Source organism: uncultured Granulicatella sp. (assembly GCF_963528315.1).
Taxonomy (GTDB): domain Bacteria; phylum Bacillota; class Bacilli; order Lactobacillales; family Aerococcaceae; genus Granulicatella.
On record NZ_CAURVV010000003.1, the window covers coordinates 38,051 to 62,345 of the forward strand.

The following is a 24,295-nucleotide window of genomic DNA, read 5'->3' on the forward strand; positions in this document are numbered from 1 at the left end:
TATGGTAAAACGTGAACAGTTTTCAATAAATGGGAAAATGGTATTGATTACAGGAGCTAGTGGAGGCTTAGGCGAACAATTAGCTTATGAATGTGCCAAACAACAAGCCGGTTTAATATTAGTGGCAAGACGTGAGGAAGTCTTAAAGCAAGTAGCTAACACTTGTCAACAATGGACAAATCAACCCGTCTATTATTATGCCTGTGATTTATCGAATGTAGTTGAAGTAGAATTACTATTAGAAAAAATTCAATCCATTGATGTCGATATTGTCATTAATAATGCAGGTAGAGGCTATTTAAAAAAAGCCGTTGATTTATCAAAAGAAGAAATTGAAGAAATGTTACAATTGAATTTATATACTTTAATTCAAATCACTCAACAATATCTTCCTAAATTTATTCAGAAAAAATCAGGAATGTTCGTACAAATTGCTTCTCAAGCTGGAAAAACAGCAACTCCAAAAACTTCGGTTTATTCAGCTTCAAAATTTGGAGTGTTAGGTTATTCCAATGCTTTACGATTAGAATTAAAAGAACAAGGCATTCATGTAATGACGGTCAATCCTGGACCAATTGCTACTCAATTTTTTGAAAAAGCAGAACCAACAGGAAAATATTTAGCAAGTGTGTCTAGGTATGTTTTAACAAGTGAGGAAGTTGCAAGAAAAATTGTTCGAGGAATGAAATTTCAAAAAAGAGAAGTGAATGTACCGTATAGTATGAATCTGGCAGCAAAATTAAACTTCTGTTTCCCAAAAATTGGAGACATGAGTATTTTAAAATTATTTAATAAAAAATAAGTTCTGGAGGTGATAGGATGTCTTTTGCAAATGCTAAATGGGATTTAGTCAATAATGAAATAGAGGAAAGTTCAAAAGAAATTGCGAAAGTATTAGGACTTTCTCCTTTATTGATTCAAATTTGTAGGAGAAGAGGATATCAAACTGAGGAACAAATTCAAGAATTTCTATCATCTTCACCGACATTATGGCATGATCCATATTTAATGTATGATATGGAAAAAGCGATTCAACGTATTCAACAAGCGATTGAAACGGATGAAAGTATTTTAATATTCGGGGACTATGATGCTGATGGTATTACTAGTACTGCAGTATTATACGAAACATTAGAAATGATGGGTGCACAAGTAGAATATTATTTGCCAAATCGTTTTATAGATGGATATGGTCCGAATATCCGTGTTTTTGAAGAGTATCTTGAAAAAGGAGTATCTTTAATTATAACGGTTGACTGTGGAATTGCTGCTCATGAAAGTGTTGAATGGGCAATGAGTCAACAATGTGATGTTATTGTAACAGATCACCATGAGATTCCTCCTGTTCTCCCTAAAGCTTATGCAGTGATTCATCCTCGCCATCCAGATGGTGAGTATCCATTTGGAGATTTATCTGGAGCAGGAGTTGCTTTTAAATTAGCACATGCATTATTAGGAGAACTTCCTGTTGAATTAGCAGAAATTGCCTGTATTGGAACAATTGCAGATCTAGTTAGCTTAACGGATGAAAATCGTAGTTTAGTAAAATTAGGCTTGCAACAATTAAATCAAACGGAGCGAATTGGGTTAAGTTATTTATTTCAAGAATTACAATTAACTCCTGGTTCAATAGATGAAAAAACAATAGGGTTTCAAGTAGGTCCTTGTTTAAATGCTCTTGGAAGACTTGGAGATGCGACTCCAGGAGTTGCTTTATTTACAACTTTTGATGATGAAGTCGCTCAAGAAGTTGTGACTTTAATGCAACAAGAAAATGCTAAGAGAAAACAAATTGTAGATGATATTACAGCTGAAGCATTGGAATTGGCCAAAGCTCAAATAGATCACAAAGTGTTAGTATTAGCTCAATCTAATTGGCATGAAGGTGTATTAGGAATTGTTGCGAGTCGAATCGTCGAACAATTACAAAAACCGACGATTATTTTAGGAATTCAATCAGATGGATTAATGGCAAAAGGTTCTGCAAGATCTTGCGCTCAGTTTAATCTCTATGATGCACTATCTTATTGCCAAGAGTCTTTAGCTAAATTTGGAGGCCATCATATGGCTGCTGGACTAAGTGTCGAAACAGTGATGTTACCAGGGTTTATGGAAGCTATTGAAACTTATGCGAAACAGCATCCCGAATTGTTGGAAGATGAAAAAGTAATTCCTATCGAAGAAGCATTATCACTTTCACAAGTAAATGTTGAGTTTATCGATTCTCTTCAAGCATTAAAACCATATGGAACGAATAATGCTGAACCGATTTTTAAAATTAGTAATATATTAGTAGGTCAAAAACAAAAGATTGGAGCTCAACAGCAGCATTTAAAATTAACGTTGAATTCTGAACAGAATCAGTTACAGGCTTTAATTTTTAATAAAGGAGAATGGGCAGATAGCTTAAATCTTCAAGCAGAGATTGAAGTCATTGGAACTTTAGAAATTAATGAATGGCAACAAAACCGTTTACCTCAATTAATGTTAAAAGATATTGCTGTTAAAGATGCGTTAATTTTTGATTGGCGTACAAATAAAATTCGACCAGAACATTTATCAGTGAAGAAGGCAGTTTATTTAGTTGAAAGAGATGCTCTAAAACCATTAGTGAGTGAAAGAATTGATACAAGTTCTAAAGTCTTTTCAATGGAAGAATGGATAAAAGAAGAAAAACAAGAGGATTTTGAATCGATTGTATTATTTGATTGTCCGCAATCTAAAGAAGTCATTCAAGAATTTCGTAAACATTCGTATACGCAAAAAATGTATATTATAGCATATACTCAAAAATCTATTATGACAATGGGGATTCCGACAAGGGAAAGATTTGTGGCAGTTTATCAATATTTAAAAACACATTCAAATGTCCCCTATAATGAAAAAACTGGAGAATTAGCAAATTATTTAAAAATTCCATTAGATCAATTTAAAGTAATTTTAAAAGTGTTTTTTGAATTAAAATTTGTTATAATAGAAAACGGCTGTTTAAGATTAAATCCAGATTCCACATCTATGGATTTAATGCAGTCATCTTTAATGAAACAATTGCAAGAAGAACTTTGGCTCGAAAGAGTATTTATCTATAGTCAATTTTCCGAATTAACAAATTGGCTGACAAATATGGAGGAATAAAAATGAATTTAAAAAATTACATTGCAAGTGTACCAAACTACCCTAAAGAAGGTATTATTTTTAGAGATATTTCACCTTTAATGGCAGATGGGAAAGCATATCAATATGCGACACAACAAATTGTAGACTATGCGAAAAGTAGAGGAGCTGACATGATTGTTGGTCCTGAAGCTCGTGGATTTATCGTTGGATGTCCTGTTGCATATGAATTAGGAATTGGTTTTGCACCAGCACGTAAAAAAGGAAAATTACCTCGTGAAACAGTTTCTGTAGAATATGATTTAGAATATGGTACTGCAGAATTGCATTTACATAAAGACGCAGTAAAACCAGGACAAAAAGTATTAATTTGTGATGACTTATTAGCAACAGGTGGAACAATGGATGCATGTGCTAAATTAGTTGAAAAATTAGGCGGAGAAGTTGTTGGTTTAGCATTTTTAGTGGAATTAACAGACTTAAAAGGCCGTGAAAAAATCGAAGAATATGACATCTTTACATTGATGGAATACACTGAAGACGAAAGATAAAGAAATAGATTTTTCTGAAGTAGTAACGAAAGCCATGATATTCGCATTTGCGAATCTCATGGCTTTTATACTTATCTAATGCTTTCTAATATTTTTTGTACGGTTTCTAAATTTAAATGTTTTTGTTCTTTCAGTAATTGGATAATTTGTGGAATTTCTTCTTCTGTTGCTCCAGCCGTTAAAGCTAGAGATTTTACTTGTAAATTCATATGTCCTTTTTGAATCCCATCGGTTACTAATGCTTTTAATGCGGCAAAATTTTGTGCTAAACCAATAGAAGCAATAATTGCGGCTAATTCTTTAGCGGATGGATTCATTAATAATTCATGAGCAAATTGAGCAGCAGGATGAATCGCTATAGAACCACCAACTGTTCCGATAGGCATTGGAATACTTAATGTTCCTACTAATTCCTTATCATCACGGATGAACCATTTACTAAAAGGTTGATAAGTTCCTGATAGAGTTGCATATGCATGTGCTCCAGCTTCAATCGCTCGCCAATCATTACCAGTTGCAATAACGACTGCATCAATTCCATTCATAATTCCTTTATTATGAGTAGCAGCTCGATAAGGATCGACTTGGGATAGTTCACTAGCAATTTCAATTCTACGGGCAATTTCTTCACCTGAGATTGTCTTTGTTTCTAATTGTTCGAATGGAATTCGGCAAGTAGTCGTGACAACAGAATGAGTTGCTAAATTCGATAAAATTGCCATAATACAAGTTCCATTCGTAAAAGTTTCGATAGGAGAAACTAAGGCTTCTAAAATCGTATTTAAAATATTTGCCCCCATTGCTTCTTTTGTATCTACAGAAATATAAAATACATAAAACGTATGATTTGGATGTTGTTTTTCTTCTACCCAAATCTTTTGGATTCCACCACCACGTTTGACAATAGAAGGGTGAGCTTCATGAGCAATAGTAAATAAATATTCGATTTCCTTTGAAAGTTTTTTCTCTATTTGTTCTATAGAATATGGGGAATCATAGACTGCAATTTCACCAATCATTTCTCTCTTTTCTTGAGTAGTAGTAAATCCCTCAGAACGATGAATGATTTTACAACCATTACTTGCTGCAGCGATGACGGAAGGTTCCTCTGTTACCATAGGAACAGTATAAGTTTTACCATTTACGGTAACTTCAGGAACAATTCCAAGTGGTAAGTCATATAGTCCGATTTGATTTTCAATCATTTGATTTGCTACAGATTCTGGTAAGTTAAATCCAGTTAATAAGTTTGATTTTTTTTCATCTGATAAATGAGATAAGTTTGTTAAAATATTTTTTCTTTCTAGCGGTGTTTTTTGATAAAATTTATAAAATAAATGCTCGTTCATAATAAGCCTCCTTAGTGACTCTAGTATAACAAATTTATTAGTATGAGGGGAAGATACAAGAAAAAATGTTTCAAATACTGTATACTAGAATACAAGGAGTGATGAAATGAAATTTACAAGAACAATTCAAGAATGTTTATTTATTGTAGAAGCAAAAGAGACTTACCAAAAAGAAGCAGAAGATTTATTAACGATTGTAGAAGAGTATTTTGAAGAAAATTTAGAAGAATTAAATCAATTGATTCCAATTCATTATGGAAATATTAAAGTGGTGTCCATTGAAAATGAGTATCATGTTTGCGTTCCAAATTATGAACAAAAACAATTAGAGGAATGGATTACAGATTGTAGTTATTTCTTAGAAATTGTTCAAAAAACATTTAAAGCAGGGAAACGTACGAAAACATTAGGAAAGTTAGTTCCATTCCGTTTTGATAGTCCTGTTATTATTGCAAATCATACATTTGAAGTGGAAGATTTTTATGCGCATCGTTTTGATGATGAAACATGGTATGTAGCACCTGTGGATCAAGAAATTGAATCTCAACCATTATCAGGAGCAAAAGCTTATGAAATTTTCCCGGATTATCCTAGTTTTTATGATATGATGCATTTACCAACAGATACAATTGTGATTTTCCATAAAGGAGAAATTGTATCGGTATTAAATGAAAATAGTGAAGATATTTGGAATTAATAGGAGGCTGCTATGACGGTTGACGTAATTTGCCAAATAGAGCGTACAATTCTTCCTTATGAATGTGATTGGAAAGGAAATTTGTTATTAAGCCAAGCTCTAGGAATGATGATGTTAGCTTCTAGAAAGCAACAACAACAATTACAAAATCCAAACTTAATTTATGAAAAAGGCTATACATGGATCGTGATTCAACACGAAATTGAGATTCAGCGTATGCCAAAAGTAGATGAAGAAGTTATCATTGAAACACAAGCGATTAGCTATAATAAATTTTTTACTTACCGTGAATATCGTATTCTTTCAAAAGAAAGAGAAGAGTTGTTTAAATGTATCACGACATTTGCAATGCTTGATATGAAGGCACGCAAAATTGTTTCAATAGATGAAGAAATTGTGTTGGAATATCCACTATCTATTGGAAAAGAAATGAGAAAAGCAACTCGAATTCCTAAAAAAGATTTTTCAGATGCTACAACGGGAGAATACAAAATACGAATTAATGATATTGATGCTAATCTCCACGTCAATAATGCTCGTTACTTTGATTTTGCTTTTAGTGAATTAGGAATGGAGTTTTTAGAGGATCATCAGTTGAAACAAGTTGTGATTAAATATGAAAAAGAAGTATTACCAGAATCAACGATTTCATGTTCGACTTTATGGGAAGAAAATACATTAGAAAGTCAAGAGAGAAGACAAACGTATCATTTAATTTCGCAGGATGGAAATCGATGTGCGAATATTCAAATGGAATGGGAAGAAATCGTATAAAATAGTTTGCATTTTATTCAAACATCTGATACAATAATTTTTGTGTAAAATATGCAGCAGAAATAAGAGAAGCTCGTCAACAGTCCTATCCATTAAGAGGAAGGTAGTAACCACGGCTGCAAAGGTGAACCCTAGTAGAGACTGCACGAATCTACTGTTTCGCAATTATTTTACTCCAAAAAAAATTTTTTATTATTGGAGGAATGTTCAATGTCACGTTACACTGGACCAAGCTGGAAGTTATCTCGTCGTTTAGGCATTTCACTTTCAGGAACAGGAAAAGAAATCGCTCGTCGTCCATACGCACCAGGTCAACACGGACCAAATAACCGTAGTAAATTATCTGAGTATGGTCAACAATTACAAGAAAAACAAAAATTACGTCATATGTATGGTATGAACGAACGTCAATTTGCTACATTATTCAAAAAAGCTGGCAAAATTAAAGAAGGAAAACATGGTGAAAACTTCATGATCCTTCTAGAACAACGTTTAGATAACGTAGTTTACCGTTTAGGATTAGCTTCAACTCGTCGTCAAGCTCGTCAATTAGTAAACCACGGTCACGTTACTGTAAATGGTAAACGTGTAGATATCCCTTCATTCCAAGTACAAGTTGGAGATGTTGTTGGTGTTCGTGAAAAATCACGTAACTTAACAATCATTAAAGAATCTTTAGAATCTTTATATGGACGTCCAGAATTTGTTACATTTGATGAAGAAAAATTAGAAGGTTCATTAAACCGTCTACCATTACGTGATGAGTTAACATCTGATGTTGACGAATCATTAATCGTTGAATATTACAACAAATTAGGCTAGGATTATTCCTAGATTTATCGAACTCAAGAATCGTTAAAATAGTAGCGATTCTTGAGTTTTTTATATTTTAAATTTCAGTTAAAATAGAATGATATTTTTTAGAATAGAAAAGCTAAATTAGTTGAAACAATTTTCAATTGATGATAATATATATCCTGTATCATTAGGGATATTAGGTGTAAAAGGAAAAGTTCCTTAATAATTCAGGAAAAGGAGGCAGTTTATGAGTCAAGTCATCCCTGAAGAAACGCTGAATCAGATTCAATCGCAAGTAAATATTGTCGATATTGTAAGTCAGTATGTTTCTTTGAAAAAACGAGGGAAGAACTATTTTGGCCATTGTCCTTTTCATGATGAACGGACACCTTCATTTTCAGTAACTGAGGAAAAACAAATCTATCATTGCTTTAGTTGTGGTAGAGGAGGAACTGTTTTTTCATTTATTTCAGAAATTGAAGGACTTTCTTTTGTTGAATCCGTAGCAAAAGTTGCAGAATTAGCTCAAATCCCATTTGAAAATAAATATTTGAGTTCTCGACCATCGGTTCAAGATACTCATCAACCGCTAATAACAGCTCATGAAAAAGCTGCTGAGTTTTATCAACATGTGTTATTACAAACACGTGGCGGTGAAAAAGCTTTAGAGTATCTTCAACATAGAGGATATACACTAGAGACGATTCAAACCTTTAAAATGGGACTAGCATTAAAAGATCGCACTTATGTGACGAATTTGATGAAACAAATCCCATTAACACCTCAACAAATGGAAGAATCAGGACTATTCATTGCAAGAAATGATGATTTTATCGATCGTTTTTATCATAGAATTATGATCCCGCTTCGTAATGAGCAAGGAAAAGTGATTGCTTTTTCTGGTCGGATTTTACCTAATGATGAGGAAATGGTCGATGAACAAGAAGCAAAATATTTAAATAGTTCTGAAACACCTATTTTTAATAAGCGACAGTTCTTATTTAATTATGATTTAGCAAAATCAGCGATTCGTAAATCCGGACAAGTTGTCTTATATGAAGGATATATGGATGTCATTGCTTCTTGGCAAGCTGGTGCTAAAAACGGTGTAGCATCGATGGGGACTTCTTTAACAAAAGAACAAATCCAAATCTTATCACGAGTAGCAAATGAAATTATTATTGCCTATGATAGTGATAGGGCAGGTTTAGATGCAACGAATCGGGCAATTGAATTATTGCAGGAAAATTCAGCTTTAACGATTTCAATCTTATCTTTAGATGCTGGAAAGGACCCAGATGAATTTATTCAACAAAGAGGTGCAGAAGCTTATCTTGAACAATTAGCTCATCATACAGAATCTGTTTTCCAGTTTAAAAAGAGATATTTTTCAAAACAATATCGATTAGAAATTGAACGAGAAAAAGTACAATTTTTAGAACAAATGACGATTGAATTAGCAAAAATTTCTAAACCTATTGAACGTGAATTTGCGATTAAATCATTAGCAGATGAGTTTGGGATTTCTGTAGAATTACTTTCTAGTCAAGTCAATTTTGTTCAGAGAAAATTCAAGCAACAATCTTCTCACTCAACAGGGGAGTGGACGGTAAGTCCTATGAAAATTTCACAGGATAGTCCAATGGAAGTTTCTCAAAAGCAACTTCTGTATCGTCTATTACATTCTCCGGAGGCGTGGAGTTATTTAGCAAGAGAAAATGAAGAGTTTGAATTTCCATATGTAGATTATCAACAATTTTATATTTTGTTGAGAAGCTATCGTGAGCAGCATCTTGAAGAATTACTTGTACAAGAATTTATGAATTTTTTAGATGAATCCGATGCAGTGAATCGTAATTTATTATCGATGATTGAATGGCTAGAAATGCCTGAAGAATGTACGGAAAAAGAAATTCATGACTTAATGTACTTTTTATCAAAAAAAGAAGATTTAAAACAACAATATCAAAGATGTATGCAAGAAATGAAAGAAGCTCAATTATCAAATGATGCTACTAGAGCAAATCAATTGATGATGGAGTTAGTTAATATTCAGAAACAATTAAAAAAATCATGAATGGAGGAATAGTGGATGACAGTTGAAAACAATAAGAATGGTCAAACGCTAAAAGAAGCTACAAGTAAATTGCTAGCAGAACGAAAATTGTTTGGGCAAATTTTATATGATGATTTATCAGCGCAAATTGCGATTCCATATGAATTAGATGCAGAAGGAATGGATAAGTTAATCCAACAATTCGAGGATGCTGGTGTGAGTGTAGTAGATGCAGATGGTGGACCAACTAGTCGTCAATTATCTTCAGAATCCTCAAAAGAACCTGAAGTAGAAATGACAGAAGACGAAACAGCTTTATCGTCAAATGTAAAAATTAATGACTCTGTTCGTATGTATTTAAAAGAAATTGGACGTGTTCCATTATTAAGTGCGGATGAAGAAGTAAACCTTGCTTTACGTATTCAACAAGGAGATCAAGAAGCGAAACAAGAATTGGCAGAAGCTAATTTACGTTTAGTAGTTTCGATTGCGAAACGTTATGTAGGACGCGGAATGCAATTTTTAGATTTAATTCAAGAAGGAAATATGGGCTTAATGAAAGCTGTTGAAAAATTTGACCATACAAAAGGATTTAAGTTTTCAACTTATGCTACATGGTGGATTCGTCAAGCAATTACTCGTGCGATTGCTGACCAAGCACGTACTATTCGTATTCCAGTTCATATGGTAGAAACAATCAATAAATTAGTTCGTATCCAAAGACAACTATTACAAGATTTAGGACGCGAACCTACTCCTGAAGAAATTGGAGCAGAAATGGATTTACCAACTGAAAAAGTAAGAGAAATTCTAAAAATTGCTCAAGAACCAGTGTCATTAGAAACTCCAATTGGGGAAGAAGATGATTCACATTTAGGAGACTTTATTGAAGATGATAATGCAACAAGTCCAGCTGAACATACAGCTTATGCATTATTAAAAGAACAATTAGATGAAGTATTAGAACAATTAACGGATCGTGAAGAAAATGTATTACGTTTACGTTTTGGTCTAGACAAAAATGGAGAAATCCGTACATTAGAACAAGTAGGCCAAGTATTTGGAGTTACTCGTGAAAGAATCCGTCAAATTGAAGCGAAAGCACTTCGCAAATTACGTCATCCAAGTCGTTCAAAACAATTGAAAGATTTCTTAGACTAATATTGATGGAGACTGGGCAGTAGCCTAGTCTCTTTATTTATAAATGAAAGGAGAAACTTATGTTTCGTCAAATTTTAAATGGTTTTTGTATGGCATTAGCCGATAGTGTTCCCGGAGTTTCTGGAGGAACAGTAGCTTTTATTATGGGGTTTTATGACCAATTTATTGGTTCCATTCATGATATGGCATTTGGAAGTAAAAAGGAGAAGAAAGAAGCTTTTACTTATTTAGTAAAATTAGGAATTGGTTGGGTTATTGGAATGGTCAGTGCCATTTTAGTATTATCTTCATTATTTGAATCACATATTTATGGAGTAAGTTCTTTATTTATTGGATTTATTGCAGGGGCTATTCCTTTAATGATGATGGAAGAAAAAGAATCTTTGAAAAAACCATTAGTGGGAATTTTTTATATTTTAGTAGGAGTGGCTATTGTTGCAGGAATTACTTGGATGAATTCTCGTACAGGTAAAGGTAGTTTTGATTTAAGCCAGTTTTCTCTTGTAGCTTCCATTAAATTATTCTTTATTGGAATGATTGCTATTTCTGCAATGTTTTTACCAGGAATCTCTGGTTCAACTTTATTATTAATTTTTGGAGCTTATATTCCAGTCGTTTTTGCTGTAAAAGCAGTATTAACTTTCCAATTAGCATATATTCCAAGTTTAGCTATTTTTGGTTTAGGAGTGTTAGCTGGAGCTTTATTTGTAGTTAAAGCCATTAAATATTGTTTAGAACATTATCGTAGTCAAATGATTTATGGCATTATTGGAATGATGATTGGTTCATTTTATGCAATTGTAATGGGACCAACGACATTAAAAATTCCTCAAGAAGCAATGAATTTTTCAACATTTTCACCAATTGCAGCTTTAGTTGGGTTGTTATTAGTATTAGGATTACAAAAATTAAAAGAAAAGGATTCTAAATAGATGACAGAATTACAAATTCTTGATGGATTTCAAAAATTACACAATCCAATATTAGATTCTATCATGATTTTTATTACTTCATTAGGGAATGTTGGATTCATTTGGTTAGCGATAATTGCAGTTTTGTTAATGAATAAGAAAACAAGATCTCTAGGGATTCTATTAGCTATTGCGGTAGTAATCAATACAATTTTGTGTAATGGTCTCATTAAACCTATCGTAGCAAGAACTCGTCCTTATGAGGTTAATTCAGCGGTGTCTTTATTAATTTCAAAACCAATAGACTATTCATTCCCATCAGGGCATACAGCTATTTCATTTACAATAGTGAGTGTATTGTATTTCCTTCGTATGAAAAAGTACTGGATTTTGGCGTTTATACTAGCTAGTCTCATTGCTTTTTCAAGAATGTATTTATACGTTCATTATCCAACAGATGTATTAGCAGGAGCAATCGTAGGAACATTCAGCGGCTGGATCACCGTAAAATGGAGCCAATCAAAACATAAAAGATTTGTATAAGAAGAAGGTATAAAAGCAGAGCGAAAGCAAATGCTTTTATACCTTTTTACTTTGAAGCTAAATATTAAATATTTTTTATCCATCTAACTATCTTTTTGAAATTCATAATCAATCCAATAAAAATTAACGCAAATACACCTGCAACAATTAAAACACCGTTCATATAAATTCCTCCTTTATAGAAAAAGCTTTCCATAATGATTTTAAACACTTTATCCAATAGAGTTTTAGATTAAAGTTTATAAAAAGTATCTCCATTTTTATACCTTTGAGGATTTATAACCATCATAACAAAACCTCCTAATAATCATAATAAAATTTGATAACGTTTTCTTGTTAATATTATAGCTTATATATTACGAATAATAAAGTAGAAATGAAAAAAGAGTAAAAGCTTTTTATAGCTGAAGTCCGTTGCTAACGTATCACGTATAAGAATTTAAGTTAAAAAATGAAACACAATCAAGTTCGGAAAAAAGTAAATGAATGGTCTCTCCATAGACTTCTTACAGTAGCATAAATAATATAAGCCAAAATTGGCTTATATTATCGGAAAAATTGAGACCTAGGCTCAATTTTTAGCAATGAAACCCATCGGGTTTGCTTGCGTCCGTTGCTACTGTATCAAAAAAGTCTATACATACTATTTTAGAATAAGTCCAATCTTCCCCCAACCCATTGCAATCACAGAAATTTTTGGTAAACTAGTATTTATGTAATTGAGAATGATTATCAATTAGAGAGGAGAGATTATGAAATTTAAGCATTTAAGCATCCTTTTGCTCATTCTATCATTAATATCTTTATCAGTTGGAGCGCAAACATTTTCTTGGGAACTATTCATTCAACAAGATGTTAAAATGCAACAAGTCTTTTGGTTATCTCGAGTTCCAAGACTATTGAGTGTGATATTGGCGGGAAGTTCTATGAGTATTGCAGGATTATTAATGCAGACAATGACGCAAAATGAATTTGCAGCACCTAGTACAATTGGTACCACTGAAGCAGCAAAATTAGGACTATTATTAAGTTTATTCTTTTTTAATGGACCTAGCTTATTTCAGAAAATGCTATGTGCCTTTATATGTTCATTTGCACTTACGATTGTTTTTATTATGATTCAGCAATCCTTACAATTGAAAGAGAAGTGGATGATTCCTTTAGTAGGATTAATTTTTAGTGGAATGATTTCAGCCTTTACAAATATGATATCGTATCAATTTCATCTCGTTCAAAGTTTAACGTCATGGACACAAGGATCCTTCTCCATGATTCAAACTCACCAATACGAATGGTTATTCTTTGGTTTAATTATCATAATTGTTTCTACAAAATTAGCACATGTTTATACGATTGCTAATTTAGGAGAATCGATTAGTTTGAATTTAGGAATTTCTTATAAGACATTAGAATGGTTAACATTATTACTCGTTTCACTTACAACGAGTGTCACGATGATAACGGTAGGATCACTTCCTTTTATAGGAATTATTATTCCAAATTTAGTACGCTATTTATCGGGAGATGATTTAAAAAAGACGATTCCACAAACAGCTCTATTAGGTGCAGTACTAGTTCTAGCATGCGATATTGTAGCTCGATTAGTTATTCCGCCTTATGAAGTATCAGTTAGTCTGATTTTAGGGATTGTTGGAGCTGGACTCTTAATTAGTCAAATCTTAAGAATTAGCTCGCAAAGAAGGGGGAGCATTCGATGAAGAAAAGAACCCTTCTATTAACAATTACATTAGTAAGCTTATTACTCATTATCAGTGCTATTTTCTTATTTTTTCCAATCGGAAATATGGGAAAATTCTCTGTCCTCTTATTTAAAAAGAGAGTTATAAAATGGCTAGTCATTTTATTAGTTAGTTTATGTGTTTCGATATCGACCATTAGTTTCCAAACAATTGTACAAAACCGATTTTTAACACCGGGTGTTCTTGGAGTTGAGAGTGTCTTTGTACTGTTTCAAACATTGGTTTATTGGGGGCAATTAAGTCTAGGAATGGAAACAGCGCCAAATCTATGGATTTCAATCTTCACAATTGTGTTGCAGATAATATTTTTCTTTCTTATTTATCGAGCCTTTAATGATTTATTATCGATTCCATTTTCGATGCTATTATTCATTTGTTTAGCGTTTGGAACATTGTTTAGAAGTTTAAGTACATTTGTTCAAGTATTAATGGATCCAAATGAATTTGATAAATTGGAAGGAAAATTATTTCCCTCCTTCCAAAGAATGCATCATCAAAGTGAATTAGTCATTGTAGTGGTCATATTAACAGCTATCTCAGTAATCTATTTAATAAGAAAACATATGGTGTTAAATGTATTTCATCTTGGGAAAGTTCAAGCACAAATACTAGGTGTAAATGTAGCGAAAGAAGAGAAGTGGATTTTATTAGTAATTGTGTTACTAACAAGTCTATCGACAACATTAGTAGGTCCGATGCAATTTTTAGGATTTATGATTGCCAATGTAACGTATCAATGGATTAAAGATTACCGACACATACAAATGTGGACTATCGCATTTTTATTAGGAAGTATTTTATTGCTAGGAGGACAATTGGTTATCGAGAAGCTCTTCCAATTAAATATTCCAATTAGTGTTGTTATTGAATGGTTTGGAGGATTATTATATTTTGTATTGTTATTGAAAGGAAGGTACCGTAGTGGAATTAAAAAATATTCATAAAGCATATGATACGGTAGTTGTCGATTCCGTTTCATTAACGATTCCAAAAAATCAGTTAACAGCTTTTATCGGACCAAATGGAGCAGGAAAATCGACTTTAGTTTCCATTATGAGTCGATTATTACAAAAAGATTCTGGTCAATTATGGATTAAAGGTAAAGAAATTGAAGCTTGGAATTCAAAAGAACTCGCAAAAGAATTATCCGTTTTAAAACAAAATCAATCATTTCAAGTATCTTTAACAGTCGAAGAGTTAGTTAGCTTTGGTCGTTATCCTTATTCAAAAGGAAAGTTATCGACACTTGATTATCAAATGATTGATCAAGCATTAAAACATACGAATTTATTAGAGTTAAGAGAACGTTCGATACAAACTTTATCAGGCGGACAAATGCAAAGAGTTTTTATCGCAATGGTATTAGCTCAAGATACAGAAATTATTTTATTAGATGAACCTTTAAATCATTTAGATTTAAAACAAGCGGTAGAAATTATGAAATTACTGCGTTATATGGTAGAAAATCTGGATAAAACAGTCGTCATTGTTATGCATGATTTAAATATGGCAATTAACTTTTCTGATTATTTAGTAGCCTTTAAAGAAGGAAAATGTGAGTTTCATGGCCAAACCATGGATGTGGTTACGAATCAAACCTTATCAGAATTATATGAAATTGATATCGAAGTGATAGAAGTTTCAGGAAAAAAATATATTACAGTAAAGTAGGAGAAAAGTATGAAAAAATTATTAACAACTGTAGTTATGGGAGCAACATTTTTATTAGCTTCTTGTGGTACAAAAACAACAAATGTAACACCCACTACACAAGAAAATTCAGTGAAACAAGTACAATTAACAGATGGTTCAGAAACTGTTGAAGTGAAGTCAAATCCAAAGAAAATTGTGACTTTTGACCTAGGTGCAGCAGATACATTACGTGCCATTGGAAAAGAAGACGCAATTGCAGGAATGCCAACAAAACCATTACCAACGTATATTAAAGATTTAGGAGAAAAAGTACAAAATGTAGGAAGCATGAAAGAACCAGATATCGAAGCAATTGCAGCAATGCAACCTGACTTAATTATTGCTTCTGCACGTACAAAAGATTTTATCCCTCAATTAAAAGAAATTGCTCCAACTGTAATCTTTAATGTTGATAGTAAAGATTATTGGGGTTCTGTCCAAAAAAATGTAAAAAGCTTAGCAAGTTTATTTAACGAAGAAACTCAACAAAAAGCAAGTGCTCAAGTAAAAGAATTACAATCAGTTATTGATACAATTGCATCTCAAAATGAAAAACATAGCGAAAAAAGTTTAGCAATTATGTTAAACGAAGGTAAAATGTCTGCATTTGGCGCACAATCACGTTTTGGATTCTTATATCAAGATTTAAAATTCCGTCCAACAGATGCTAAAATTGAAGATAGCAGACACGGACAAGAAATTAGTTTTGAAGGTGTTAGTGAATTAAACCCTGATGTTTTATTTGTATTAAATCGTACATTAGCAATTGGTGGAGATAATTCTAAAGCAGATGCCTTAATGAAAAATGAATTAATTCAAGCTACAAATGCTGTAAAAAATAATAAAGTAGTAAACTTAACCTCTGACTTATGGTATTTAAGTGGTGGAGGATTAGAATCTACTAAATTAATGCTACAAGACTTACAACATGTATTTCAATAATGATTAAGACGACGCAAGTCGTCTTTTTTTGTCCTTATTGTACAATTAACGCTATTAATGAAATAAAATTTTGCTATAATAATGTTAAAGGTTATTCAAAATGGAGGTGATATCATGTCATTGATTAAAATTGAAAATTTAACATTTTCGTATTTTTCATCTACAAAACCTGTGTTTGATGACGTGAGTTTTTCTTTAGACACAAATTGGAAAACGGGGTTAATTGGTAGAAATGGAATCGGAAAATCAACCTTGTTTAAGTTATTATTAGAACAAGAATCTTATCAAGGAAAGATTCATAAAAGTGTTGAATTTGTTCAATTTCCACCTAATCATCTGGATTTTTCAAAGACTGGGATAGAATTACTGGAAGAGTGGACAGCGCAAGAAGATGAGTGGAAAGTGTATCGTGAGCTTCATCAGTTGCAGTTAGATGAAAGTATTATGGATAGAAAATTTGAAACCCTTTCTAACGGAGAACAAACTAAAATTCTATTGGCGATATTATTTACGAAAGAGAATGGATTTTTACTAATTGATGAACCAACGAATCATCTTGATGTGAATGGAAGAAAAATTGTAAGTGATTATCTAAAAAGTAAAAAAGGATTTTTATTGATTTCTCATGATAGAGATTTTTTAGATGGATGTATTAATCATGTCATTTCTTTTAACAGAAATTCAATTGATATACAATCGGGGAATTTTACGTCATGGTATGAAAATAAAGTATCGAAAGATCAGTATGAGTTTAATCAAAATGAAAAAATTAAAAGTGAGATTGAGCGATTAAATAAAGCAGCAAGACAGACAAAAGTTTGGTCGAATAAAGTTGAAAATACGAAGAATGGTGTGAAAATTTCTGGTATAAAGCCAGATAAAGGACACATCGGACGTTTGTCAGCAAAAATGATGCAAAAGACCAAAAACTTAGAAAAACGTCAGCAAAAAGCAATCGAAGAAAAAGAAAATTTATTAAAAGATCTTGAAAGAACAGATAGTTTATTCCTTCGTCCTTTACAACATCATAAATCTTTGCTTATATCTGCTAGTGAGTTGAGTTATCGATTTGGAGAAAGAAAACTATTTTCTAATATCAATTTTGAAATTCATCAAGGGGATGTAATTGCTATCAATGGACCAAATGGATGTGGTAAATCAACACTTATTAAAATTTTATTGGGGCAATATCTTGATTATATTGGTGAGTTAAAAATGGCAAATCATTTAGAATTTTCATATATTTCACAAGACACTTCATTCTTGGAAGGAGATTTAATGAAGTATATTCATAGTCAAGGAGTAGATGAAACAACTTGTCGGACCATTTTAAGTAAATTAGATTTTCCGAAAGAATTGTTTGATACAAATATGAAATTGTATAGTGATGGTCAAAAAAAGAAAGTATTAATTTCTATTAGTCTTTCCAAACCTGCTCATCTATATATTTGGGACGAACCTCTAAATTATATTGATGTGATTTCAAGAATACAAATTGAAGAACTAATCAAAGAAGTGAAACCGACCTTAGTTTTAATTGAACACGATCAACGGTTTGTAAATCATATTGCGAATAAAATCATACAAATATAGAAAAAAGTCGACTCTCGTCGACTTTTTTTATTCTTCTACATCTTTTGCGCTAACACCCATTAAGACTGGTAAAATCATTGGGCGGCGAGCGGTTTGTTTATATAAATAAGGATTTAACGTATCGATAATGAGATTACGTAATGATCTCTCATTTAAAGGCTCATCAGCTTCATTAATGAAGGCTTGTAATTCTTCTTTTAATATTTGCTGAGCTTGATTTAATAGTTCACCGGACTCACGCATATAAATGAATCCACGAGATAAAATTTCAGGTCCTGTTACTAATTCACGTTCATCATAATCAACAGTTGCAACGACAATCACTAAACCGTCTTGAGATAAAGTTTTACGGTCACGTAAAACGATATTTCCGATATCTCCAATACCATTTCCGTCTACATAAACATCTCCAGCATAGAAATGTCCTGCACGACGAGCAGAGTCACTAGTTACTGCTAAAATATCTCCATTACTTAAAATGAATGAATTTTCTTTAGGAATTCCAACTTGACTTGCTAAGTTAGCTTGGATTTTTTGCATTCTGTATTCACCGTGAACGGGCATGAAATACTTCGGTTTCATTAATCGTAACATTAGTTTTTGTTCTTCTTGAGAACCATGTCCTGAAGTGTGAATATTATTTAATTTACCATGAATAACTTCAGCTCCAGCTTCAGATAGTAAGTTAATCACACGATTTACAGCAGCTGTATTTCCTGGAATAGGGGAGCTTGAGAAGATAACCGTATCTCCAGGTTGTACAGAAATTTGACGGTGATTTCCATTGGCAATACGGCTTAAGGCAGCCATTGGTTCACCTTGCGATCCTGTACATAAAATTATTACTTCTTCGGCAGGATATTGATTAATATCACGACCATCGATAAATGTATCATCTGGCGCAGAAATATATCCTAATTCACGAGAAGTAGCAAAGCTAGCTTCCATACTACGTCCAAAGACAGCAATTTTACGTCCAGTTGCTACTGCAACATCTGTTACTTGTTTTAAACGAGAAACATTCGATGCAAAAGTAGCGAAAATAATACGACCCTCCACACGTTGGATGATTTCTTTAATGGATTGTCCAACGACTTGTTCTGATTTCGTGAATCCTGGAACTTCTGAGTTCGTACTATCCCCTAAAAGAACTAGGACACCTTCTTCACCAATTTGAGCCATTTTGTGTAAATTAGCAGGTTGTCCTACTGGTGTAAAGTCAAATTTATAGTCTCCCGTAAATACAATATTTCCAGGAGGAGTTTTAATGACAATTCCGAATGCATCTGGAATAGAGTGAGTAGTGCGGTAAAAACTTACTTGAGTTTTTCTAAATTTAATAACCGAATCTTCATCTATTTCATGTAAGATAGCATCTCGAAGTAAGCCGTGTTCTTCAAGCTTGTTTCGAATAAGTGACATTGCCAATTTAGTCGCATAAATTGGAATATTCACTTGTTTAATTAAGAAAGGAATACCACCAATATGGTCTTCGTGTCCATGAGAGATGAAGAGACCTTTAACTTTACTTTGGTTTTGAATAATGTAGCTATAGTCAGGAATAACATAATCAATTCCTAATAAATCATCTTCAGGGAACTTAATTCCAGCATCTAAAATAATTAATTCATCCTGGAATTGGACGCCATAGGTATTCTTTCCGATTTCACCTAAACCACCAAAAGCGAATACGCCCGTTTCATTATTTTTGATTGTTGGTTTCATTAGTTAAACACCGTAACTTTGAAATCAGGATTTTTTTGTTCATATGCTAAATGTTTTTCATCTAATTCTTGAATGAATTCAACATTATATTCAGTATTTTCGTCAACTAAACGACGAGCTTCAACTTTATCTTTTGCTTCTACATATAGAGATAAAGTATTTTCACGACGTGGTGCTTCAGTTTTTGATGGTTGGTAAGTAATTTTAAAAATCATTTTATAACTCCTTATTTGTTCAATTTATTTTCAAAAATTATTTTAACATAAAAGTACACTTTAAGTACAATTATCTGTGTAGTTTTTGTTGGATTAAAGGAAATACATCCTTCGGTTCTTTAGCTACATCACAAGAGAGCTTTCCTGGATCCATTTGATGATATTTTGTAAATTGAATCGGATGCCAATTCGCTTGAATAGCTCCAGTAATATCTGTTTGGACATCGTCTCCAATCATAAAATACTCATCAGCAGAAATTTTTGATTCGACATGATGGAAAGCTTGAATACTTGGTTTTTTCGCTTGAATAGATTCTGAAATAAACCAAAAATCTTCAGGAATCCATTTGGATAAGTTTAATTGATACAGTTTATTTTTCTGATGGTTTGTTGGACCATTCGTCAAAATAGCGATTTGATATGATTCTTTATTACATTGTTGAAATACTTCAATCCATTCTTCAGAAAGGGTAATAGCATTTAAAGTGTCTTGGTAAGCTTTAATAAAAGCTTGAATTTTTTCAGAGGATAACTCAATCCCTATATCTTTAAAAGTATTGGAAACTCGTTCTTGATGCGATTGAGAAAGAGTAATTTCTCCTGCAGAAAATTTTTCAAAAGCCTCATCACTTCTTTTTTGATAAGTTAAATAGAGACTTTCTGCATCTATACTTGGTGTTGCGAATTGACAAAACGTTTTAAAAAACACTTCACTCTTAGAATAAAGGGTATCATCTAAATCAAATATCACTGCAATTTTCTTATCCAATTACGACAGCTCCTTCAGGAATATATTGTGGTTGAGCTTGGTTAATATGATCATAGAACATGACTCCGTTTAAGTGATCAATTTCGTGCTGAACAACAATCGCTTCATAATCCGTCAAAGTTTTAACTCTTTCTTCACCTTCTGGTGTGAAATATTTTACAGTAATTCTTTGAGGTCGTAATACGACTCCAGGAACGTCTCTATTCACAGATAGACAACCTTCGCCTTCTTTTAAGCAAGTTTTCTTAACAGATTCTCTTAATATGCGAGGATTAATCCAGACTTCATCAAGTAGGGCAGGTTCATCTTCATATCCAGGAATTAAAAGAGCAATCATTTGAATTTCTTTTCCTAATTGTGGAGCAGCTAAACCAACTCCAGCACGTAATTCATATTTTGCAGCAATTTCTTCGTCTTGACTATTATGTAAAAATTCAAGCATTTCTTTTGCTAAATGCTGCAAGTCATCTGATAGTGGAAAACTAATTTTTTCCGCTCGCTTTCTCAAGGCAGGATGACCTTCTAAGACAATATCTTTCATTGTAATCATTTTAATTTTTCTACCTCCTATTTGCTTCTTTTCCTCTAGCATTATACCATTTTTTTCCTAAGAAGACCATGGTAGAAAGCTTCTTTCAAGAGTTTATTCTAGAAAGACTAAGAATGGTTTAAAAGGAGGGAATAAACTACCCAATGTTCTATTTTTCTGTTACAATGAAAGAGTATTTCATAAGTAAAGGAATTGAAATGATGCTTTTTTGGAAAAAGAAAAAAGAAACGAAAACTATTGAATTAGATAAAACAAATATTCCTCAACATATTGCTGTTATTATGGATGGTAATGGACGTTGGGCGAAAAGTAGAAATTTACCTCGAATTGCTGGTCATAAAGAGGGAATGAGTACGGTTAAAAGAATAGCTATTGCTGCTGATGAATTAGGAGTAAAGGCTATGACCATGTATGCGTTTAGTACAGAAAATTGGAAGAGACCAACCGAAGAAGTGAGCTTTTTAATGAAACTTCCTGGTGACTTTTTTAGTTCATTTATGCCTGAATTGCAAGAGAGAAATATGCGTATTCGTTTAATTGGATTTACCGATCAATTGCCTGAAGCAACAAGAAGAGTCGTTGAAAAAGCTGTTGAGGATACAAAAGACAATACAGGAATGACGCTATGTTTTGCTTTAAATTATGGTTCTAGAGCAGAAATTCTTCAAGCGGTAAAAGAAATTGCAGTAGATGTTTCTAATGGCGAATATGATGCTGAATCTATTAATGAAGAAGTATTTGCGAATCATTTACAAACGAATTTTTTAGGAGATTTATCAGATCCAGATTTAATGATCCGTACAAGTGGTGAACAACGGTTAAGTAATTTTCTTTTATGGCAATTAGCCTATAGTGAATATTATTTTACAGATATTTTTTGGCCAGATTTTAGTAAAGAAGATCTAGAAGAAGCGATTTTAACGTACCAGAAACGTCAGAGACGATATGGAGGATTAATTTCATGAAGACACGGATCATCACTGCCATTGTTGCCTTGATGTTGTTTATTCCTGCTTTAATCATTGGTGGGCATTTATTAAAAGCAGTTATTGCATTTTTATCATTTGTTGCTATTTTTGAATTTTTTCAAATGAAGAAATTATCTATTTTTTCTATTGAAGGAGTCTTAACTCTTATAGCTACCCTATCGATTATTTTTGCAAGAGCGCCAATTATTGAATTGCCAGTAGGAGTTGATTTCTTTTATATTTTCTTCCTTTGTGTCATGTTATTAATGTCGTTAACGGTATATAAAAGTGAGACATTATTTATTGAAGATGTCAGTTTCTTATCTCTTATAGCTTTATATGTTGGCGGAGGATTTTCCGGAATTTTATATGTACGTGAATATGGTTTTGGAATGGTCGTTTTTGTTTTTTGTATTATATGGGGAACTGATACGTTTGCTTATTTTACAGGAAGAGCTTTTGGCAAACATAAATTAGCACCTGCTATTAGCCCAAATAAAACGATTGAAGGTTCCATTGGTGGAGTGATTGGAGCGATTGGTTTAGGGACTATTGCTTTAAAACTATTTAACCCTCTAGGATTTCATTTTATTGAAATGACCATTTTAATGATTGCCTTATCCGTATTTGGACAATTAGGTGATTTAGTAGAATCTGCTTATAAACGTAGATTTAATGTAAAAGATTCTGGGAAAATTTTCCCAGGTCATGGAGGAGTATTAGACCGATTTGATTCAACATTTTTTGCAATGTTTATGTTTCAAATTGTATTGAAATTTATTGGTACTCATTAAGGAGGACATATGATTAAAACAATTATTGCATTTTTATTTGTATTTGGTGTCATTGTGACTATTCATGAATTTGGACACTTTTATTTTGCAAAACGTGCAGGTATTTTAGTAAAAGAATTTGCCATTGGAATGGGACCAAAGGTATTCCAAGTGCGTAAAGGTGAGACGGTTTATACATTACGATTACTACCCGTTGGTGGATATGTTCGTATGGCGGGTCATGAGGAAAGTGATCAAGAGATTAAACCTGGTATGATGGTGACACTTCGATTAGAAGATGGAATTGTTCAGCAAATTTCATTTGATCCATCTACTGAATTAGAACAAGGTATTCCTTTCCAAATTGAATCTTGTGATTTAGAAAAAAAGATGGTAGTAAAAGGATATAAACCTCAAACAGAAAAATTAGACATTTTAAAGGTTTCTAAAACAGCAACCATTATTGAAGAAGATGGTACTGAAGTATCTGTTGCTCCAATTGAACGTCAATTTAATTCTGCTAGTTTAAAAGACCGTATGTTAACAAATTTTGCGGGACCAATGAATAATTTTATTTTATCGATTATTACATTTATCATCGTAGCATTTTTAGCAGGAGGAGTTCCTTCTAATGAAGCAGTAGTTGGAAACTTTTCAAGTGATTCTGCTGCACAAACAGCTGGTTTACAAGTAGGAGATAAAATTATTGAAATTGAAGGACAGCCAGTTCAAAAATGGGGAGACATTAGTAAACAAATTTCTCCACGTGCTGACCTTGAAACGAAACTTGTGATTGAACGAAATGGAAATCAACAAACGATTGTTGTAACGCCTAAAGCGTATGATTTATCAGACGGTTCTAAAGTTGGTATTTTAGGAATTGAATCTGCGAAGAAAACAGATGTATTGTCTAAAGTACTTTATGGTTTTACTCAAACATGGTTTGTCATTAGTTCGGTATTCTTAACGATTGCATCATTCTTTACAAAAGGATTTTCTATTAATCATTTAGGTGGTCCAGTAGCAATGTTCTCACTAACTTCTCAAGTTGCTCAAAATGGCGTTATTTCTGTTTTGAATTTCTTAGGATTAATTAGTGCCAATATTGGGATTATGAATTTATTACCAATTCCTGCATTAGATGGAGGTAAATTAGTATTAAATATCATCGAGGGGATTCGTAAGAAGCCTCTAAAACCGGAGTATGAATCTTATATTACAATTGCCGGGGCAGTATTTTTAATCATTTTAATGATTTTAGTGACATGGAATGATATTAGTAAATTATTTTAACAAGTAACAGGAGGTAAGTGATGGTTTTCTATAGCAATTTAATAGAAAACCTCACTTATTT

At 32.6% G+C, this 24,295-nt stretch carries 23 protein-coding genes; 18 read left to right on the forward strand and 5 right to left on the reverse strand.

The genetic code is table 11. The annotated features are described in order from the left end of the window. Window position 1 precedes the first annotated feature (1 nt). From RYK07_RS01440 to RYK07_RS01450, 3 genes are read left to right on the forward strand one after another with little or no spacing between them, the layout of a single operon-like run. Window positions 2-802: an SDR family oxidoreductase gene (locus tag RYK07_RS01440; protein WP_314852049.1), complete on the forward strand. Its 801-nt coding sequence runs from the start codon at window positions 2-4 to the stop codon at window positions 800-802. A gap of 17 nt (window positions 803-819) precedes the next feature. Continuing rightward, the gene (recJ, locus tag RYK07_RS01445) at window positions 820-3,135 is read left to right on the forward strand and encodes a single-stranded-DNA-specific exonuclease RecJ (protein WP_314852050.1); all 2,316 of its coding nucleotides are present in this window, start codon (window positions 820-822) and stop codon (window positions 3,133-3,135) included. Window positions 3,136-3,137: 2 nt separating this feature from the next. Next, the gene (locus tag RYK07_RS01450; protein ID WP_314354006.1) at window positions 3,138-3,665 is read left to right on the forward strand and encodes an adenine phosphoribosyltransferase; all 528 of its coding nucleotides are present in this window, start codon (window positions 3,138-3,140) and stop codon (window positions 3,663-3,665) included. 71 nt (window positions 3,666-3,736) lie between these two features. On the opposite strand, the gene RYK07_RS01455 is transcribed toward RYK07_RS01450, so the two are convergent. Then, window positions 3,737-5,041, reverse strand: coding sequence for a hydroxymethylglutaryl-CoA reductase, degradative (locus RYK07_RS01455; protein WP_314852094.1), 1,305 nt, complete (start codon window positions 5,039-5,041; stop codon window positions 3,737-3,739). 79 nt (window positions 5,042-5,120) lie between these two features. Here RYK07_RS01455 and RYK07_RS01460 point away from each other — a divergent pair, with 79 nt between their 5' ends. The 12 genes from RYK07_RS01460 (at window position 5,121) to abc-f (ending at window position 17,941) form a co-directional block, all read left to right on the forward strand. Continuing rightward, window positions 5,121-5,711 carry a hypothetical protein gene (locus tag RYK07_RS01460; RefSeq protein WP_314852051.1) on the forward strand — a complete coding sequence of 197 codons (591 nt, stop codon included), beginning with the start codon at window positions 5,121-5,123 and terminating at the stop codon, window positions 5,709-5,711. Window positions 5,712-5,723: 12 nt separating this feature from the next. Further along, complete coding sequence (locus RYK07_RS01465; protein WP_314852052.1) at window positions 5,724-6,485, forward strand: acyl-ACP thioesterase domain-containing protein; 762 nt, start codon at window positions 5,724-5,726, stop codon at window positions 6,483-6,485. A 210-nt stretch (window positions 6,486-6,695) separates the two neighbouring features. Next, a complete protein-coding gene (gene rpsD, locus RYK07_RS01470; protein ID WP_006702788.1) occupies window positions 6,696-7,307 on the forward strand; it encodes a 30S ribosomal protein S4 in 612 nt (203 codons plus the stop codon). A 223-nt stretch (window positions 7,308-7,530) separates the two neighbouring features. Then, window positions 7,531-9,360: a DNA primase gene (gene dnaG / locus RYK07_RS01475; RefSeq protein ID WP_314852053.1), complete on the forward strand. Its 1,830-nt coding sequence runs from the start codon at window positions 7,531-7,533 to the stop codon at window positions 9,358-9,360. A gap of 15 nt (window positions 9,361-9,375) precedes the next feature. After that, window positions 9,376-10,500 carry an RNA polymerase sigma factor RpoD gene (rpoD, locus tag RYK07_RS01480; RefSeq protein ID WP_314354000.1) on the forward strand — a complete coding sequence of 375 codons (1,125 nt, stop codon included), beginning with the start codon at window positions 9,376-9,378 and terminating at the stop codon, window positions 10,498-10,500. Window positions 10,501-10,559: 59 nt separating this feature from the next. Next, complete coding sequence (locus tag RYK07_RS01485; RefSeq protein ID WP_314852054.1) at window positions 10,560-11,432, forward strand: DUF368 domain-containing protein; 873 nt, start codon at window positions 10,560-10,562, stop codon at window positions 11,430-11,432. Further along, window positions 11,433-11,954: a phosphatase PAP2 family protein gene (locus tag RYK07_RS01490; protein ID WP_314852055.1), complete on the forward strand. Its 522-nt coding sequence runs from the start codon at window positions 11,433-11,435 to the stop codon at window positions 11,952-11,954. It begins immediately after the preceding gene. A gap of 752 nt (window positions 11,955-12,706) precedes the next feature. Continuing rightward, window positions 12,707-13,672, forward strand: coding sequence for an iron chelate uptake ABC transporter family permease subunit (locus RYK07_RS01495; protein WP_314852056.1), 966 nt, complete (start codon window positions 12,707-12,709; stop codon window positions 13,670-13,672). After that, a complete protein-coding gene (locus RYK07_RS01500) occupies window positions 13,669-14,658 on the forward strand; it encodes an iron chelate uptake ABC transporter family permease subunit (RefSeq protein WP_314852057.1) in 990 nt (329 codons plus the stop codon). Before RYK07_RS01495 ends, RYK07_RS01500 begins: the two co-directional genes overlap by 4 nt. After that, window positions 14,636-15,385, forward strand: coding sequence for an ATP-binding cassette domain-containing protein (locus RYK07_RS01505; RefSeq protein WP_314852058.1), 750 nt, complete (start codon window positions 14,636-14,638; stop codon window positions 15,383-15,385). Before RYK07_RS01500 ends, RYK07_RS01505 begins: the two co-directional genes overlap by 23 nt. A 9-nt stretch (window positions 15,386-15,394) precedes the next feature. Then, the gene (locus RYK07_RS01510; RefSeq protein WP_314852059.1) at window positions 15,395-16,348 is read left to right on the forward strand and encodes an ABC transporter substrate-binding protein; all 954 of its coding nucleotides are present in this window, start codon (window positions 15,395-15,397) and stop codon (window positions 16,346-16,348) included. 114 nt (window positions 16,349-16,462) lie between these two features. Beyond that, a complete protein-coding gene (abc-f, locus tag RYK07_RS01515; RefSeq protein ID WP_314852095.1) occupies window positions 16,463-17,941 on the forward strand; it encodes a ribosomal protection-like ABC-F family protein in 1,479 nt (492 codons plus the stop codon). A gap of 27 nt (window positions 17,942-17,968) precedes the next feature. Here the strand turns inward: abc-f and rnjA are convergent, their stop codons facing one another. The 4 genes from rnjA to def form a co-directional block, all read right to left on the reverse strand. Further along, window positions 17,969-19,666: a ribonuclease J1 gene (gene rnjA / locus RYK07_RS01520; protein ID WP_314852060.1), complete on the reverse strand. Its 1,698-nt coding sequence runs from the start codon at window positions 19,664-19,666 to the stop codon at window positions 17,969-17,971. Next, window positions 19,666-19,881: a DNA-directed RNA polymerase subunit epsilon gene (locus RYK07_RS01525; RefSeq protein WP_314852061.1), complete on the reverse strand. Its 216-nt coding sequence runs from the start codon at window positions 19,879-19,881 to the stop codon at window positions 19,666-19,668. Before RYK07_RS01525 ends, rnjA begins: the two co-directional genes overlap by 1 nt. A gap of 70 nt (window positions 19,882-19,951) precedes the next feature. Next, the gene (locus RYK07_RS01530) at window positions 19,952-20,650 is read right to left on the reverse strand and encodes an HAD family hydrolase (RefSeq protein WP_314852062.1); all 699 of its coding nucleotides are present in this window, start codon (window positions 20,648-20,650) and stop codon (window positions 19,952-19,954) included. Beyond that, entirely contained in the window at window positions 20,643-21,200 is a 558-nt protein-coding gene (def, locus tag RYK07_RS01535) for a peptide deformylase (RefSeq protein ID WP_314852063.1), read from the reverse strand. The genes RYK07_RS01530 and def overlap by 8 nt, the downstream gene beginning before the upstream one ends. Before the next feature lie 197 nt (window positions 21,201-21,397). On the opposite strand from def, the gene RYK07_RS01540 reads away from it, so the two are divergent. The 3 genes from RYK07_RS01540 to rseP are packed head-to-tail and all read left to right on the forward strand — an operon-like array spanning window position 21,398 to window position 24,234. Beyond that, window positions 21,398-22,165 carry an isoprenyl transferase gene (locus tag RYK07_RS01540; protein WP_314852096.1) on the forward strand — a complete coding sequence of 256 codons (768 nt, stop codon included), beginning with the start codon at window positions 21,398-21,400 and terminating at the stop codon, window positions 22,163-22,165. Then, window positions 22,162-22,962 (forward strand): phosphatidate cytidylyltransferase, encoded by an 801-nt coding sequence (locus RYK07_RS01545; protein WP_314852064.1) that lies wholly within the window; start codon window positions 22,162-22,164, stop codon window positions 22,960-22,962. Before RYK07_RS01540 ends, RYK07_RS01545 begins: the two co-directional genes overlap by 4 nt. A 9-nt stretch (window positions 22,963-22,971) precedes the next feature. Further along, window positions 22,972-24,234 carry an RIP metalloprotease RseP gene (gene rseP / locus RYK07_RS01550; RefSeq protein WP_314852065.1) on the forward strand — a complete coding sequence of 421 codons (1,263 nt, stop codon included), beginning with the start codon at window positions 22,972-22,974 and terminating at the stop codon, window positions 24,232-24,234. The last annotated feature ends 61 nt before the right edge of the window (window positions 24,235-24,295 follow it).